Annotated in this window: 13 protein-coding genes; 9 read left to right on the top strand and 4 right to left on the bottom strand. The window is 60.3% G+C overall.

Annotated elements, in window-relative coordinates:
- Window positions 1–254: 254 nt before the first annotated feature.
- From DESU86_RS10515 to DESU86_RS10505, 3 genes are all read left to right on the top strand, one after another.
- On the top strand, window positions 255–479 hold the full coding sequence (locus tag DESU86_RS10515) for an SHOCT domain-containing protein (protein WP_179980997.1): 225 nt from the start codon (window positions 255–257) through the stop codon (window positions 477–479).
- A gap of 57 nt (window positions 480–536) precedes the next feature.
- A complete protein-coding gene (locus DESU86_RS10510) occupies window positions 537–746 on the top strand; it encodes a hypothetical protein (RefSeq protein WP_179980996.1) in 210 nt (69 codons plus the stop codon).
- 254 nt (window positions 747–1000) lie between these two features.
- Window positions 1001–1615, top strand: coding sequence for a hypothetical protein (locus DESU86_RS10505; RefSeq protein WP_179980995.1), 615 nt, complete (start codon window positions 1001–1003; stop codon window positions 1613–1615).
- Between the two features lie 486 nt (window positions 1616–2101).
- Here the strand turns inward: DESU86_RS10505 and DESU86_RS10500 are convergent, their stop codons facing one another.
- Window positions 2102–2638, bottom strand: a complete 537-nt coding sequence (locus DESU86_RS10500; RefSeq protein WP_179980994.1) for a hypothetical protein — start codon at window positions 2636–2638, stop codon at window positions 2102–2104.
- A 295-nt stretch (window positions 2639–2933) separates the two neighbouring features.
- Between DESU86_RS10500 and DESU86_RS10495 the strand changes: the two genes are divergently transcribed.
- From DESU86_RS10495 to DESU86_RS10480, 4 genes are all read left to right on the top strand, one after another.
- Window positions 2934–3374: a universal stress protein gene (locus DESU86_RS10495; RefSeq protein ID WP_179980993.1), complete on the top strand. Its 441-nt coding sequence runs from the start codon at window positions 2934–2936 to the stop codon at window positions 3372–3374.
- Between the two features lie 217 nt (window positions 3375–3591).
- Window positions 3592–4752: a histidinol-phosphate transaminase gene (gene hisC / locus DESU86_RS10490; RefSeq protein ID WP_179980992.1), complete on the top strand. Its 1161-nt coding sequence runs from the start codon at window positions 3592–3594 to the stop codon at window positions 4750–4752.
- Window positions 4749–5441, top strand: a complete 693-nt coding sequence (gene cmk / locus DESU86_RS10485) for a (d)CMP kinase (protein ID WP_179980991.1) — start codon at window positions 4749–4751, stop codon at window positions 5439–5441. Before hisC ends, cmk begins: the two co-directional genes overlap by 4 nt.
- A 668-nt stretch (window positions 5442–6109) precedes the next feature.
- Window positions 6110–6673, top strand: coding sequence for a tetratricopeptide repeat protein (locus DESU86_RS10480; RefSeq protein WP_179980990.1), 564 nt, complete (start codon window positions 6110–6112; stop codon window positions 6671–6673).
- A gap of 411 nt (window positions 6674–7084) precedes the next feature.
- On the opposite strand, the gene DESU86_RS10470 is transcribed toward DESU86_RS10480, so the two are convergent.
- Window positions 7085–8746: a sigma-54-dependent transcriptional regulator gene (locus tag DESU86_RS10470; protein ID WP_232088334.1), complete on the bottom strand. Its 1662-nt coding sequence runs from the start codon at window positions 8744–8746 to the stop codon at window positions 7085–7087.
- Entirely contained in the window at window positions 8743–10215 is a 1473-nt protein-coding gene (locus tag DESU86_RS10465; RefSeq protein ID WP_179980989.1) for a sensor histidine kinase, read from the bottom strand. Before DESU86_RS10465 ends, DESU86_RS10470 begins: the two co-directional genes overlap by 4 nt.
- Before the next feature lie 260 nt (window positions 10216–10475).
- Here DESU86_RS10465 and DESU86_RS10460 point away from each other — a divergent pair, with 260 nt between their 5' ends.
- Both DESU86_RS10460 and DESU86_RS10455 read left to right on the top strand, forming a co-directional pair.
- Window positions 10476–10889 (top strand): hypothetical protein, encoded by a 414-nt coding sequence (locus DESU86_RS10460; RefSeq protein WP_179980988.1) that lies wholly within the window; start codon window positions 10476–10478, stop codon window positions 10887–10889.
- Between the two features lie 332 nt (window positions 10890–11221).
- Window positions 11222–12292: a sulfite exporter TauE/SafE family protein gene (locus tag DESU86_RS10455; RefSeq protein WP_179980987.1), complete on the top strand. Its 1071-nt coding sequence runs from the start codon at window positions 11222–11224 to the stop codon at window positions 12290–12292.
- A gap of 430 nt (window positions 12293–12722) precedes the next feature.
- Here the strand turns inward: DESU86_RS10455 and DESU86_RS10450 are convergent, their stop codons facing one another.
- Window positions 12723–14618 carry a sigma 54-interacting transcriptional regulator gene (locus DESU86_RS10450; protein WP_179980986.1) on the bottom strand — a complete coding sequence of 632 codons (1896 nt, stop codon included), beginning with the start codon at window positions 14616–14618 and terminating at the stop codon, window positions 12723–12725.
- Window positions 14619–14696: the final 78 nt, after the last annotated feature.

Below are 14696 nucleotides of genomic sequence, written 5' to 3'. Positions count from 1 at the left end.
AGGGCGCTGGTAAAAATCGGACACAGCCCTGACAATATGGGTAAAAAATGGACACTTTTTACCTGGTCACAGTGTTGCCATAAAACGGCCATAAAACAACAAACTAAATATTTACAGTGTATTATGAAGTTATGGTCGCTGTTGGCACGGGCTTTGCCTTATAGGGGGCAAGAGCGCGTGAAAACGCGCAAACAGGTGACAGCGCAACCCCGCCCCAATGCAGGGCGTGCCCGGTCTCACCGGGAGGAAACATAATGCATGCTTGTAATTATCTGAATTTTTTCGGCTGGGGGGGCGGTTGGATAGGAATGCTTCTTGCGATTACGGTGCTGGTTCTGGCGGTATACTTTATCTTTCGTCTTATAGGACGCAAACCGTGCAACTTTGACCGCCGTGATACGCTGAACATTTTGAAACGACGCCTTGCTTCCGGTGAAATCTCGCAGGAAGAATACGAAAAGCTCAAAAACGTGATCTGATTTTCCTTCAAGGGAAAGATTCAAGAGCACGATACATATAAAGTCAAGGAGACCACCATGAAAACCTTAACCATCAAACCTACGTTCATCTTTGCATCCCTGGCCCTTGTGTTCGCTATGGCCCTCACCGCCCTGCCCGCGCTGGCCCAGAATGCCACGAGCACCGGGACTGCCTCTTCCTGGCGCGGCAACGGCGGCAACGGCGGCTACGGTCACGGCGGCTACGGCCCCCACGGCCCCCATGGCGGCAATCACATGGGCCGGTAAGCCCCGGCCGCAGACGCCCTGAGACCCCAAGGACAACACATGAGACGCCTTATTGAAGTTCTTGGCAGACAATCACAACAGCGGCGTCGCTGTCCGGCTGCGGCGGCCATAGGGGGCCGGGCTGGCAAGGCAGAAATGGCATATACGGCCCCCTGAATCACACCCTCGCACACACGACAATGATATGGCGGCGCCACGGCCCGCACAGAGACAAAAAACTTCGGCCTCAACCGAACATCATAAAGGATATTATCATGAAAACATCCAAACTTGCTTCAACCACTGCGGCGCTCGCTCTTGTAGCCCTGCTCGGCACCGCCGGCATCGCCAGCAGCGCCCCGGCCGAAGTTCCCGCGCCCCCTGTGGCAGGCCAGATGGGCCCCCATATGGGCCCCCATATGAACCTGACTCCTGAACAGATGAACGCCCTGCAGGACATCCATAAAGAGTTCGGCCCCAAGATGCAGCCGCTCTTCCAGCAGAAGTACGGCAAGCAGGCCGAAATCAACGCCCTGCTCTATCAGGGAGTCAAGCCTGACGATCCGAGGATCGTGGCCCTGCAGAAGGATGTGAAGGACGTGGACGGCAAGCTGTACCAGCTTGACGGCGCCATGCGCAAGCAGATGCAGGACAAGGGCGTTCCCTACATGGGCGGTCACGGCATGGCGGGCGGCATGGGCGATTGCCCCGGCATGGGCGGCAGGGGCATGATGGGCCCGCGCGGCGGCCATGGCGGCCCCGGTAATCACGGCGGCTACGGCATGCACGGCGGCCCCGGTAATCACGGCGGCTACGGCATGCAGGGCGGCCCCGGCATGGGCATGATGGACCAGCCCGCCGGCAACGCCCCCGACGCCAAGACCAACTAAGGAAACGCTGATTTATTCCGTTTGACGGCGTTGCTTCACTTTTTTTGAAGCAGTCGAGGACGGAAGAGTCCACTCCTGCTTCAAAAAATGAGCGCGCCTTGCCAAACGAAATAACTGCGCGTTTCCAGGAGTCTCTTTAATCAATGCTTCCCTAAGCTTTACAGCTGATGCCAACCCACGGGCGGCTGCCTGAGGCAGCCGCCCGGCAACAGAACCCGCGCAATTTGCCTGCGCACGTTCATGACGGTAAGCCCGTTGATTTCGAGAGCGCCACTCTCTTGATATATAGCCACGTTATAAAACCTGTTCCCTGAACCGATCCTCCGGGGCGCGCCAGCCCTTCAGCGCCCCGGGGGATCAAACAAGTCCATCCCTGACACGCAGACTGACACGCACACTCCCTCTCCAACGACACTCCCACGAAAACAAAAAAGCCGTGAACCCCTGATGTTCACGGCTTTTTTGCAATCTGTCGCTGAGGAAAAATCAGACGTTATAGTCTCCGCGGTTGAATTTGAACTTTTCTGTGGTGGCGAGCACCTCCAGATTGTTCACCAGGGTATCCAGGCCGGGATTCTGCCCGCGCAGGCCCGCGGTATTTTCCTTCAGTGAGGCAACCTGTCCGTCAATGCCCTGCAGGAGCGCATAGGCCTGACGCAGAGAGCCGTTTTTGCCGGCATCGCCAAGGGTATTGACGTAAGAATCCCACATATCCAGCGTGCCGGAAGCCTGGGTAAAGGCCTCCTGCAGCACGTCTTCAGTGGGATTGGCTTCGTCAGTCTGCCCGGTAGCGCCCAGCAGCATCTGGCTTATCATGGATGCCTGTGACGCCTGGGCCGTCTGCATGCCGCCCACCGGGAGCGTACCCTCGGCAGTGGAAGACGCGCCCCCGTCCACAAGCCCCAACTGTTCGGCCAGAGCGGCTTCAAAGCCCGATCCCTGATCGCCCGACCTGCGGATTGTGCCGGAGGATTGCTCCTGCTGGCGAAGCAGGGCTTCCAGTTGCTCATTCTTGATCTTCATGTCGCCTCCAGGGTTGGCGTTCCGCATTTGCGCCATTTGTGCAAGAAGTCTGCCAAATCGCTGGAAGACTCAACTAGCTGATTTTATAACATACCGTATTTGTGGAAGGGAAAAATTTTCCCACAGCGCAAGCATATGCTGTCCAAAAGACCTTGTCTATTGTTGTAAAAAAAACTAAAATTTAATAAAGATTACGACAAACAGTCGCGAACCCCGCCCGCATGGCGAAAACATTGAACGTATGCAGGCTACGCCTTTTATAACCTTATCCTCCCACGGGGAACAGGAGCTAGCCATGAAGGAAATCAAAAAGATTCTTTGCGCGGTAGACCTATCGGAACACAGCAAGGATGTGGCTGAATACGCCGTTCTGCTTGCAAAGGGATTGAACGCAAGCGTTGTGGTTGTATACACCGCTCCTTCGCTGAGCCAGTATGTGGGCTTTCACGTGCCCCCCAACACCATAGAAAACTTTGTGGGCGAAATCGTCTCCGGCGCTGAAAAGTCCATGGAATCTTTTGTGGCTGAAAACTTTGCTGGCGTAACGGCCACAGGCAAGGTGCTCATCGGCTACGCCGCCGAAGAAATCCTGGCCCACGCCAAGGAAGAAGAGGTGGACATCATCGTCATGGGCACCCACGGCCGCAAGGGCATCGACAGAATCCTCTTTGGCTCCGTTGCCGAAAAGGTGGTCAAAAACGCCGACATGCCCGTGCTGACCGTACGCCCCAGCTAGTGCCGAATACCCTTGAGGGCGTACAGGTGCACAGTACGCCGCGCCGCCCATGCGGCCACTCGCAATAACGCCTGACGTTGCCGGGCAGCCAGCCGGATGTTCCGCATACACTTAAGGCATGACGTCACATCAGGGCCGCGTCTCCGTAATAGAGGCGCGGCCCGTCAACAATCCTCTTGTTGCCGAGAGCGCCCCCATGCCCGGCTGTGGAGAAGACATGTTTGAGATCAGCGTGCGGCAGGAAATTCTTGCCCTGAAGGCCTATGTTCCCGGTCTGTCCATTGCCGAAATTCAGCAGAAGTACAACCTTGCCAAGGTCATCAAGATGGCCAGCAACGAAAATCCGCTGGGCATGTCGCCCCTGGCGTGTGATGCCGTACAGCGGCACGCGGCCATGGGCTTTCGTTATCCCCAGGGGGGCAATCCCCGCCTTGCGGCGGCGCTGGCGCAGCTCCACGGCGTTGATGCCCGCCGTATTGTGGTCGGCAACGGCTCCGACGAGATCATAGACCTGCTCATCCGCATTCTGGCAGAACCCGGCGTGCACAATCTGGTCTGCTTTGAACCATGCTTCAGCATCTACCCCATCCAGGGGCGCGTCTGCGGCGTCGAAGTGCGCCGCCAGCCGCTCAATGACGATTTTTCCTTCAACTTTGACGCCCTGCTCGCCAGGGTGGACGCCAATACACGCCTCGTGTTCGTCACCACGCCCGACAATCCTTCCGGCTACTGCCCGCCGCGCGAAGACGTGGCGCGCCTGGCCGAAAAACTGGCCGAAATTGCGCCCGCCTGCCTGCTGGTCGTGGACGAGGCCTATATGGACTTTGCGGAAAACGAGCCGGAATCTTCCCTTCTGGCCAGCGGCCATTTGCCCGAAAACACGGCCTTTATGCGCACATTCTCCAAAAGTTTCGGCCTTGCGGGCCTGCGCGTGGGCTACGGCATCCTGCCTCCGGCCATAGCCGACTACTGCTGGCGGGCCCGTTTGCCCTTTTCCGTCAATATTCTGGCAGAAGAGGCCGCCCTGGCCGCATTGAAAGACGCCACGTTCTACGCGCTCACCATGCAGACCGTGCGGCAGGGGCGCAATGCCCTTACCGTTGGCCTGACGGCTCTGGGCTGCTACGTCTGGCCCAGCGCTGCAAATTTTGTTCTTTTCAAACTGCCGGAAAACACGCTGGGGGCCGAGGACTGTTTTGAGGCACTGCTCCGCCGGGGCATCATTATCCGCCCGCTCAAAAGCTATAATCTGCCCAACCATCTGCGCGTCAGCGTTGGCAATGAACAGGAAAACAGGGCCTTTCTGCTGGCCATGGACGAAATTCTTCTGCAAAACCGCCATGCCGAAGCCGATGCCGCGCTTAAGGAACACAAATGAGCGCCCGCCTGCCCGTTGTTACGCTGGACGGCCCGGCCGGGGTCGGCAAGACCACCCTGGCCCGCCGCATGGCCGAAAGTCTGGGCCTGGCCTATCTGGATACCGGCGCCATGTTTCGCTGTATGGCCCTCAAGCTGGGGCCCGGGGCGGAAAAACTCCCGGAAGATGAGCTGCGCAGCCGCTGTGGGCAATGGACCTTCACACTCAGCGGCATGGGGCAGCAATCAACCCTGTTCTGCAATGGCGTGGCCGTGCGCGGTGAAGTCCGCACCGAGCAGGTGGGCATGCTGGCAGCCCGCATCGCCACAGTGCCGGTGGTGCGCGACATCCTGCGCCAGACCCAAAGGGCCATTGGCGAGAGCTCGCCCCTGGTGGCCGAGGGCCGCGATATGGGCACCGTGGTTTTTCCCGACGCGCGCTTCAAGTTTTTTCTGGATGCGGCCCCGGAAGTGCGCGCCATGCGGCGACTGCGCGACCTTGAAGAACGGGGGGAAGCCGCTGAACTGACAAGCCTCACAGAACAGATACGCCAGCGTGACGCCCTTGACCGCAACCGGGCCGTGGCCCCGCTGCGCCCTGCCCCGGACGCCCTTATCGTGGATACGTCGCGCCTGGACATTGAAGGCGTTCTTGGCGTCATGCTGCACCACATCAATGTGCACGGGGGCAGCCAGAGCCTGCACGCCTGAACCTGGCCTTCTTTGCGCGCAGGCGGGCAGTTACGTTTTGCAATTTTGTGGGGGAGGGACCCTTTTGCAAAAGGGTCCCTCCCCCACACCCCCACCCCCCAAAACTCTTTTCGTAGTTTACCATGCCGCCAGGGCCTTTCAATATTGAAACGCTCTGGCGGCTGCGTGCAGTTACCCGCCGAGTCAACATCAACGCCGTGTATCTGCGTGGCCAAACACCGTAACGGGGGTGGCAGGGTACTACGCTCCCGGTGTTTTCATATCTGAAGCGAAAGGGGAGGCAGCCCCTTCAGCCGTCACGTTGTTTCAAAGAGTATCTGGCCCGGTCTGGCCTGCTCTGGCTCGGTCTGGGCCGGTCTGGGCCGGTCTGGCCTGAAGCCTTTTGCCCTGTGGACAAAAGGCTTTTTACGCATTTGCGGCAGATTCTGGCGGCAAACTCGGCTGCAAAATCTGGCGGCAAAATCTGCCGCCCGCCCCGTCAGTGGCGGATTTTTGGCGTTTTTTGCGCGGCGTCCTTTGCCGCTCCTCCACAGCCCCCTTTTTATCAAAAAAATAATATGCTGATTTGCTTGTAGAATTCATAATTGGCACGCGCAGTGCATAGTACGGGGCAAGCCAAAGGCGCATTCTGCGCCTTCGCAAACCAGCCTCAAGTTGGGGAGGAAAAAATGAGCAATCAACTGGATTACGAAATCAATAAAGAATTGGGCGAATGCTACCTGTTCATGGGCGACTTTGACAAGGCTGAAGAATATTACCGCAAGGCTGCCAACAGCGACGCCCAGAGCGCGGCCCCGTACATGGGCCTGGCCACTGTGGCCGTACAGCGCTCCGAGCTTGACAAGGCTCTGGTTCTGTACCAAAAGGCCGCCGCGGTTGAAGAGACCGACAAGGCCCTGTGCGGCATCGGCCTGGTTCTTATGGAACAGGGCCAGCACGAAGGGGCTTTTGACTACTTTGCCCGCGCCATGAACAAAAACCCTGAAAACATCATCGCCCTGAACTGCCTTGTGCGTGAAGCCTATCAGCTGGACCGCGTTGAAAACGTGCTGCCCCATCTGGAAGACACCCTGCGCACCGGCGTTGAAGCCGAAGCCGTTCGCGTGACCTTGGCCGGATGCCTTATCTACCTTGGCCGCAGTGAAGATGCCCGTCAGCATCTGGAAACTGTGCTTGGCGCCAACCCCGCCAACAACAACGCCAAAGAACTTTTTGACACAATGGCCGCGTAGTCATGGCCCCCGGGCCATGCCGCTGCCAAAACATACTCCCCTCCCCACATGATTTTCCGGCCCCTGGCAGGCGCCGGGGCCGGAAAATCTCTTCCAGGGGGAATGGACCACGCTGTTCACCCGCTGCGGGCCGCTCGGCCCTCTGGCGTGGAAACGCAGCTACAGCGAAAAATCCCTGAATGTCCTTTCAGGGATTTTTTTTATGCCGCGCCAGCACAACGGCACGTCATCACGTCGGGCTTTCCTCTGGACAAAATACAGATCATGTGACCTTTTTCTACGATATTCTGATCTGGAAGCAACCCGGTTTCCCGGCAGGAACCGCTGACGCACATATGGCAGCCGCAGGGCGCAAGGGCAGCTTTTCATAACGGACAGCCCGCTGCAAAAAATGCCTGATCCCCAGAGGGGCTACACGCCGTATTCCCTGAGCTTGCGCCACAGGGACGAACGGCTGATGCCAAGCATGTCGGCAGCCAGGGTGCGGTTGTCGCCCGCCAGTTCAAGAGCGCGCAGGATGTGCTGTTTTTCCATCTCTGCCAGTGGAACCAGCGGCGTATCCTGCCCCTGCCCGTGCTCGGGCGCAGGAGGCGCAGAGGAGACAGGGGGCGCGGGCGGCGCTTGCGGCTCAGGCGGCACTGGCGTCGCAGACGCCATGGGCGTAGCGGCAATGGTAGGTGCGACGTCCGCCCGCCCCGCACCCGTGGCGGCAGGCGCGGCAGAAACCGTCGTTGAAAGATGCGGGCTCGCGGCGACAGGCGCGGCTGATGGTGTTGTGGAGGGATGCAGGCCTGGCTCGGAAACTTCCGGCGACAAATGCGACAGCCCTATGCTGCCGCCCGGCGGGCAGAACACCGCCGCCCGCTCCAGGATATTGGCAAGCTCGCGCACATTGCCGGGGAAGGGATACTGCCGCAGCGCATCAAGGGCTGCTTCGTCGATATCCAGGGGCGCAGCCCCGCCCTGCTCCGCCAGCCGCGCAAGAAAGAAGCGCGCCAGCATGGGGATGTCCTCAACCCTGCTGCGCAGGGACGGCAGTTCCTGCGTCACCACGGCAATGCGGTAGTAAAGGTCGCGGCGAAAACGCCCTGCCTCCACCTCTTCCTTGAGGTTGCGGTTGGTGGCGGCGATGATGCGCACGTCCACGGGTATGTCCACCGTGCCGCCCACCCGGCGCAGCGTCTGCTCCTGAAGCACGCGCAGCAGTTTGACCTGCATGCCTGCGGGCATTTCGCCAATTTCGTCCAGAAAGAGCGTGCCGCCGCTGGCGGCCTCAAAGAGCCCCTCCTTGCGCCGCACAGCGCCGGAAAACGCCCCCTGCTCATGCCCGAAAAGCTCGCTTTCAAGAAGTTCCGGCGACAGCGCGCCGCAGTTGATGGCCAGAAAACGCCGCCGCGCCCGCTGGCTCTGGGCGTGCATGGTGCGGGCCGCCAGTTCCTTGCCAGTGCCCGTTTCGCCCTGCAGCAGCACAGCCACGTCCGTGGGAGCCAGACGCATGAGCGCCTGCCGCAGACCACCCATGGCTGGCGATGCGCCCACCATCTCGGGCACGGAGCCGCTGGCCTCAAGCTGGGCGCGCATTTGCACGACCTGCTGCCGCAGGCGGCGCTTTTCCAGCGCGCGCGCCACCAGTATGCGCGCTTCTTCCAGCGAATACGGCTTTGCCAGATAATGAAAGGCCCCGAGCCGCATGGCCTCCACGGCGCTTTCAATCATGGGGTAGCCCGTGACCATGATGACTTCCACATCCGGCTTGCTGGAGCGCACCGCCTTGAGCACCTCCATGCCGTTCATGCCGGCCATGGCGATATCGGTGATGACCACGTCAATATCCTGCTCTGCCAGCAGTTTCAGTCCTTCTTCGCCGCTGCCCGCCTGAGCCGATTCGTGCCCGCCCCGCTCCAGGGCGCGGGCGAGGTTTGCGCGGGCCATGCGCTCGTCATCGATAATCAACAGGCGGCCACCGCCGCCGGCACGCTGCGCGGCGTCGCGCCCGTGGCTGCTGCGCCGGGGTTCGTCGGGCGTTGCCTGTATGGAGGCTTGTTCGGCAAGCCGGAACCGTTCCGTAGTCATGACTCTGCTCCTGAAACGTTTGCGTCGCGCCGGGACTCAAGAGGCAGCCGCAGGGTAAAGCACGCGCCCTGCCCCGGTTCGCTCTGCGCCTCCAGTGTTCCCTTGTGCTTGCCCACAATGCCAAAGGCTATGGACAGGCCAAGGCCCGTTCCCTCGCCCACGGGCTTGAGGCTGAAAAAGGGATCAAACACACGGCCCAGATGCTCCGGCGCTATGCCCTTGCCCGTGTCGTGCACGCGCAACTCCGCCATGCCCGCAGGCTCGTCCACACGGGCGGATATGCGCACCTCGCCGCTGCCGTTCATGGCCTGGCTGGCATTGAGCAGCAGGTTGATGAGCACTTCCTGAATACGCTGGGCATCCATGGGCAGTTGCAGGCCGTCAGGCACGTCCACCACAATGCGCACCGCCGCGCCCATGTCGTGCCGCACCAGGGACACAGCCCTGCGCACCACGCCAGCCAGATCGTGCTGGGCGACGGTAAAGGGCCTGTCGCGCGCAAAGTCCAGCAGACCGCGCACAATGTCGCGGGCGCGGACGACCTCGGCCTGAATCTCGTTCAACTGCGCGGTCACGTCATCCGCCGTGGGCATGGGGCGCAGGCCCTGTCTGGCGTCGTTGACGTCCTCGCCGAGCAACTGGCAGCCCACAGAAATATTGTTGAGGGGATTGTTCAGCTGGTGGGCAACGCCCGAGGTCAGCACGCCCAGCGAAGCCAGCTTTTTTTCCTGCAACAGCAGAGCGTGCCGCTTTTCCAGCTCCACCGCCATGCCGTCGAGGGTCTGGAGCACATGGCGCGCTTCTTCCTCAAGCTGGGGCGGGGGCGGCGGCAGGGGCTGCCCTGCGCCAACGCTGCGCGCGGCGTTTTCTATGGCTCCAAGCGCGCGCATGATGTGCCTGCCTATGTGCCAGGCAAAAGCTACGCCGCAGGCCAGCAGGGCCGCAATGGCCCCCAGCAGCTGGGCGCGCAGGTCGCCCACGGCGGTAAAGATGCCCTGGCGCATGCGCCGCACCGCCGAATCCGCCAGTTCGCTCAGCCGCTGCCCCTGATCTGTCAGCGCCGCGCCGTCTGTGGGCACGGCGTTCAGCAGGGCTTCGTAGACGCCAATGCCTTCAAGCAGCAGGTCAAGATTGTGGTGCGCGCCGTCGCCCACCCGGCGGCCCATGGCGGCATTATAGCTCTGCCCCACGGATGTGGCCCGATCCCGCGCCAGATCCACAAAGCTGCGCAGGGCAATGAGATCGCCCTTTCTGCCGGGAAAAAGCTGCAGATTCTTTTCGTACCTGCGCATCTCAAGCACATCGCTGCGCAGGTCGTCCACCATGTCGATGAGGCGGGTCGCCCTGTCGATACGTTCAAGATCATAGCAGGCAATGCCGCCCAAGAGCAGCAGCATGGCCAGAAACAGGCTCGTGCCCAGGGCGATCTTGCCGCGAATGGTATGCCAGACAGAAAATTGGGGAAGCATGCTCTCACCCCCGCAGGCACATGCTCACAGACATGCGCCCGACGCCGTTTCATTTTGCGACAGCGTATAAAAATAAAACAAAGCTGACAAGCCTTGCGCCGCATTAATTTGCGGTCGCAACACGTCCTGCCATGTCATAATGCAACAGTGGCAGGCGCATTGCCGCCACACCCTTCAGCATAAAAAACCGTTTAAATACAGTATATTATAAATTGAACTTTTTGGCACAATAGTTGTAATTGTCCGTGCAGGAGGCCGACATGAATACCCTGCAAAAAACGATGGAAAACTGGTTTACCGCTGTGGCATACGCTGATGCCGGGCAACCCGGCTGGACAGACGATTTGTGGAGCATACGCGGCAAGCGGCAAAGCCCGGCGCTGAAACAGACGCTGCTCTATGGCGCTGGCAGCATATGCATCTATGTGCTGGCCTTTGCCAATGCCGACGTCTTTGCCGCCCTGTGCGCCAAGGGCGGGCTGTGGACAGCCCTGCCCATTGCCTCGGTGCTGCTGCTCTCCTACGTGCACGGTCATTTTGCCGGAGCCCTCTGGGAGTTGTGCGGCATTACCGGCAGACAGAAGCAGAGCACAAAAACCGCAGCCAAACCTGCGGCCCGCCACACCACCGCGCCCGCTCCCCGGCTGGACACGACTGCGGTGGCGCACGGCTAAACACATACGTAGTGCATGCCCTGGCCGCGCCGAAGCGGGCGTCTTGGAAACATTGAGAATGGATATTCTCAACGCGAAAATGCTCTAGAGCAGTTTACGAATGAAATGAGTTAAATGCTCTGCAAGGATTTTTCTAAAAATCCTTGCCACGAAATGCGAGTAGGCGGGCTTTTGCCTGCCGTACACGAGCATTTCAAGTGTTAAATGCTCTAAGGAGCGGCAGCCAGGGCGCGGCAACCCCGCCCAGGCCGGACAAACAGTCTATGGCAGGCAGTTTGCCAGGCTGTTACGCCAAGTAGTTACGGCAGTCAGCTTGCAAGTCGGAGGTAATCATGGATCTGCTTAGTCTTGACCCAACGCAGTTCATTACGCTCACGCCCATTTCCGTGGCCTTTCTGCTGGCCGTGGGCTTTGTGGGCGGGCTTGTGAGCGGATTTATCGGCTCCGGTGGGGCCTTTATTCTCACGCCGGGCATGATGGGGCTGGGCGTGCCCGGCGCAGTGGCTGTGGCCAGCAACATGTGCCACAAATTTCCCAAGGCCATGGTTGGAGCCATCAAGCGCTACCGCTTCGGCCAGGTGGACATCAAGCTGGGCATGGTGATCGCCGCCACTGCGGGCATAGGCGTGCAGATCGGCATCCGCATCCAGCGTTTTATTCTGGAAAATTGGGGGCAGGCCGGGTCTGACCTGTACGTCAGCGTTTCCTTTGTGGTGGTGCTGGTTGTGGTGGGCAGCTATATTCTTAAAGACGCCCTGCGCTCCAGCCATTCCGGCAAGGACGATGACGAAAGCACGCCGCCGCTGGCCAGAAAGCTGCAGGCCATCAACCTGCCGCCCATGATTTCCTTTCCCAAATCCGGCTTGCGCATTTCGCTGTGGTTCACCCTGCCCGTGGGCATAGCCACGGGCATGCTGGCCGCCACCATCGCCGTGGGCGGATTTGTGGGCGTGCCGGGGCTTATCTATGTCATCGGCGTGCCAGGGCTCATCGCCTCCGGCACGGAACTGGTCACGGCCTTTGTCATGGGCCTGTGCGGCTCGGTCAACTGGGCCATGCACGGCATGATAGACATCCGCCTTGTCTTCATCATTCTGGCTGGCTCCCTGCTGGGCGTGCAGCTTGGGGCCATCGGCACCACCTACGTCAAGCCCATCATGATCAAATACGTCATGGCCGCCATCATGCTCATTGTGGCGGCAAGCCGCATTGTGGCTCTGCCGGGGTATCTCAGCGCGCTGGGGCTCATCCATATGGGGCCTGGGCTTCTCTACGTGCTCAAGGTCGTCAGTTTTATCACCATGTGCGCCGGTCTGCTCGTTGGCGCGGGCATGATCCTCGGCGGCATGTGGCGCGGGCAACAGCGCAATCGCAGGGAGGCTGCGCTGGGCGACGCCGCCTGAGGCAACTCCGGCCGCATACAAGGTTCACAATCACTTCTCCTCAAGCCCCATGGCCAAAGGGGGGTGCATCGCGTCTGCACCCCCCTAAATTTTTACCGACGCCACAGGCAGTGTGCCCACCCCTGCCGCTCCTCACCCTCCGCAGCATAACCACCCTGCTGCATACCACCACGCTGCGTCTCGCACCGCTGTGCCCGTTCCTGCTGCCCCTCATGGCATATTTCCCATACTGTTCAATCCCTACCAGCATATGCTGCCAGCTTTTCTGCCGTCAGCACGCGGGAGGATGCGCCGAAACGGGCAGACAGCGCGCACTGCAACGCCCGGCGGGGGCAAAAGTCCCGCGCCAAGCGCCCTGGCCTCTGCGCCAGCGGGCTGTCGGTCTGCGGCAGCAATCCTGACCGAATCCCGGCTGCAGCCCGCTCTTCTCTCAGTCCAACTCCTTGCACAGACGCCACAAGGTGCTACGGCTGATGCCCAGCAGAGCAGCCGCGCGCACCTTTGAATTGCCGCAGCTTTGCAGAGCCTCGCGCACACGCTCAAGGGTGAGGGGCGTCTTTTGTCTGACAGATGCCGCTGGATTCTGCGGCAGGCCGGGATGGCGAAGCTCTTCAAGCAGGCGTCCGCAAACGCCGGCATCATAGCCATGTGGGGAAATAACCGTCAGCCTCTCGGCCACAGCGCGCAGCTGGCGCACATTGCCTGGCCAGGGCAGGGTCTGCAAGGCCCGGCCAAACGCCTCGGGCAGATGCAGACGCGGCCTTTGCTCCGCTTCATACTGGGCGTGGAACTCATGCAGAAAAGCCTCCACAAGCAGGGGAATATCTTCCTTTCGTTCCCGTAGCGGGGGGATATGCAAAGGCAGCACATGCAGGCGATAGTACAGATCCTCGCGCAGCCTTCCTTCAGCGACGTCCTGCCAAAGATCGCTGCTGGCGGCGGCAATGATGCGAACATCCGCCGGAACCACCACATTGCTGCCAAGGCGCATGATTTCCTTTTCCTGCAGCACGCGCAGCAGCCGTGTCTGAAACGAAGGAGAAATGGTTCCCACTTCATCGAGAAACAGCGTGCCGCCCTGCGCCAGCTCAAAAATGCCGATTTTTCCGCCTCTGCGCCCGCCGGTAAATGTGCCTTCCGCATAGCCAAAAAGTTCGCTTTCCAGCAGGGATTCGGGCATGGCCGCGCAGTTCAGGGGCACAAAGGGGCCGTGCTTTCGGGGGGAGGCATTATGTATGCCCTGTGCCAGGATTTCCTTGCCGGTGCCGCTTTCGCCGGTAATGCACACGCCTGCTTCCGAGGGGGCGTACAAGCGGGCCTGCTCCAAAAGCACGGCCACGGCACGGCTCATGTGCAAAAAGTCCTCAAGCGTATACCGCGCCCGAAATCCCCGGTTGTAGGCCTGCCGGACGCTTTCCTCCGCCTGGAGGATGCGCGCGGCGGGCTGTATGCTGAAAACCGCACCGGCAGCTTTTTTGCCCACGCGGATGGGGATGGTGTTGACGATGAACTGCTCGCGCTGCTTGCAGACTGCCGTCACATTGTGCAGGGGTTCGTGCCGCTCGTGGGCGTCGGCAAGGGGCAAGGCGGGGAAGACGCTGTTCACGGGCGTGCCGATGACCTTGAGTGCGTTGACCTGCAGCATGCTGCATGCCTGGGGATTGATTTCTTCAATGGCGCCGCGCTCGTCCACAGCCAGAATGCCTTCAGAAATTCCATCAAGGATGCTGCGATAGCGCTCTTTTTCCTTAAGGGCCTTGCGCTGCGTCTGCACGATATTAACGATGCTGTCAAAAAAACTGGCCGGGATTTCGGGCTGATCGTGCAGGTCCACAAAGGGCAGGCCGCATTTTTGGGCCGCCCGGCGAGTAATGTCGCCGCCAACGACGATCTCAATCCCCCGCTGCTGGGCATGCAGCACCCCCTCTTCGAGACTGCGCTTGTCGCTGTACAGGATGATCTCCGGCTGAAATCCCAGCAATTCCTCGCACAGGGCGACATTGCATTCCCCGGTGCGTATCTGGGTGATGCCTATGCGCTGCCCCATGGTTGAGGCCTTTTTGAGCGCCCGCAACTGGCTGGCCGTCGTATCCGCCAGGGCCACGACCGGCACGGAAAGCTGCCGCAGAATATAGGCCGTTCCCCTGCGGGACAGGATAACCTCAACCCCCTGCTCCTCAATAATCTGCCGTACCGGCTCAACGGCGTCCTCAAGGTCGAAGACCGCCTCCACAAGACGGCAGGGCTTGCCCTCCAGCACCTTGCGCACATTGTCCACATTGCGTTGCGACGAAAAAACCAGACCAATGACAGGGGAAGCGTTCATGCAAACTCCTTGCTGTCCGGCAGGATAGGCCGCGCGTCGCACAAAGGCAAGTTTCAGCATGTTTCATGAAGCAGTTTG

Source organism: Desulfovibrio sp. 86 (assembly GCF_902702915.1).
Taxonomy (GTDB): domain Bacteria; phylum Desulfobacterota; class Desulfovibrionia; order Desulfovibrionales; family Desulfovibrionaceae; genus Desulfovibrio.
This window is presented reverse-complemented; position numbering and strand designations above follow the sequence as displayed.

Excerpts from the sequence above, each read along its gene's own strand:
- DESU86_RS10515 (WP_179980997.1), top strand. The coding sequence starts at position 255 with ATGCATGCTTGTAATTATCTGAATTTTTTCGGCTGGGGGGGCGGTTGG.
- DESU86_RS10510 (WP_179980996.1), top strand. The coding sequence starts at position 537 with ATGAAAACCTTAACCATCAAACCTACGTTCATCTTTGCATCCCTGGCC.
- DESU86_RS10505 (WP_179980995.1), top strand. The coding sequence starts at position 1,001 with ATGAAAACATCCAAACTTGCTTCAACCACTGCGGCGCTCGCTCTTGTA.
- DESU86_RS10500 (WP_179980994.1), bottom strand. The coding sequence starts at position 2,638 with ATGAAGATCAAGAATGAGCAACTGGAAGCCCTGCTTCGCCAGCAGGAG.
- DESU86_RS10495 (WP_179980993.1), top strand. The coding sequence starts at position 2,934 with ATGAAGGAAATCAAAAAGATTCTTTGCGCGGTAGACCTATCGGAACAC.
- hisC (WP_179980992.1), top strand. The coding sequence starts at position 3,592 with ATGTTTGAGATCAGCGTGCGGCAGGAAATTCTTGCCCTGAAGGCCTAT.
- cmk (WP_179980991.1), top strand. The coding sequence starts at position 4,749 with ATGAGCGCCCGCCTGCCCGTTGTTACGCTGGACGGCCCGGCCGGGGTC.
- DESU86_RS10480 (WP_179980990.1), top strand. The coding sequence starts at position 6,110 with ATGAGCAATCAACTGGATTACGAAATCAATAAAGAATTGGGCGAATGC.
- DESU86_RS10470 (WP_232088334.1), bottom strand. The coding sequence starts at position 8,746 with ATGACTACGGAACGGTTCCGGCTTGCCGAACAAGCCTCCATACAGGCA.
- DESU86_RS10465 (WP_179980989.1), bottom strand. The coding sequence starts at position 10,215 with ATGCTTCCCCAATTTTCTGTCTGGCATACCATTCGCGGCAAGATCGCC.
- DESU86_RS10460 (WP_179980988.1), top strand. The coding sequence starts at position 10,476 with ATGAATACCCTGCAAAAAACGATGGAAAACTGGTTTACCGCTGTGGCA.
- DESU86_RS10455 (WP_179980987.1), top strand. The coding sequence starts at position 11,222 with ATGGATCTGCTTAGTCTTGACCCAACGCAGTTCATTACGCTCACGCCC.
- DESU86_RS10450 (WP_179980986.1), bottom strand. The coding sequence starts at position 14,618 with ATGAACGCTTCCCCTGTCATTGGTCTGGTTTTTTCGTCGCAACGCAAT.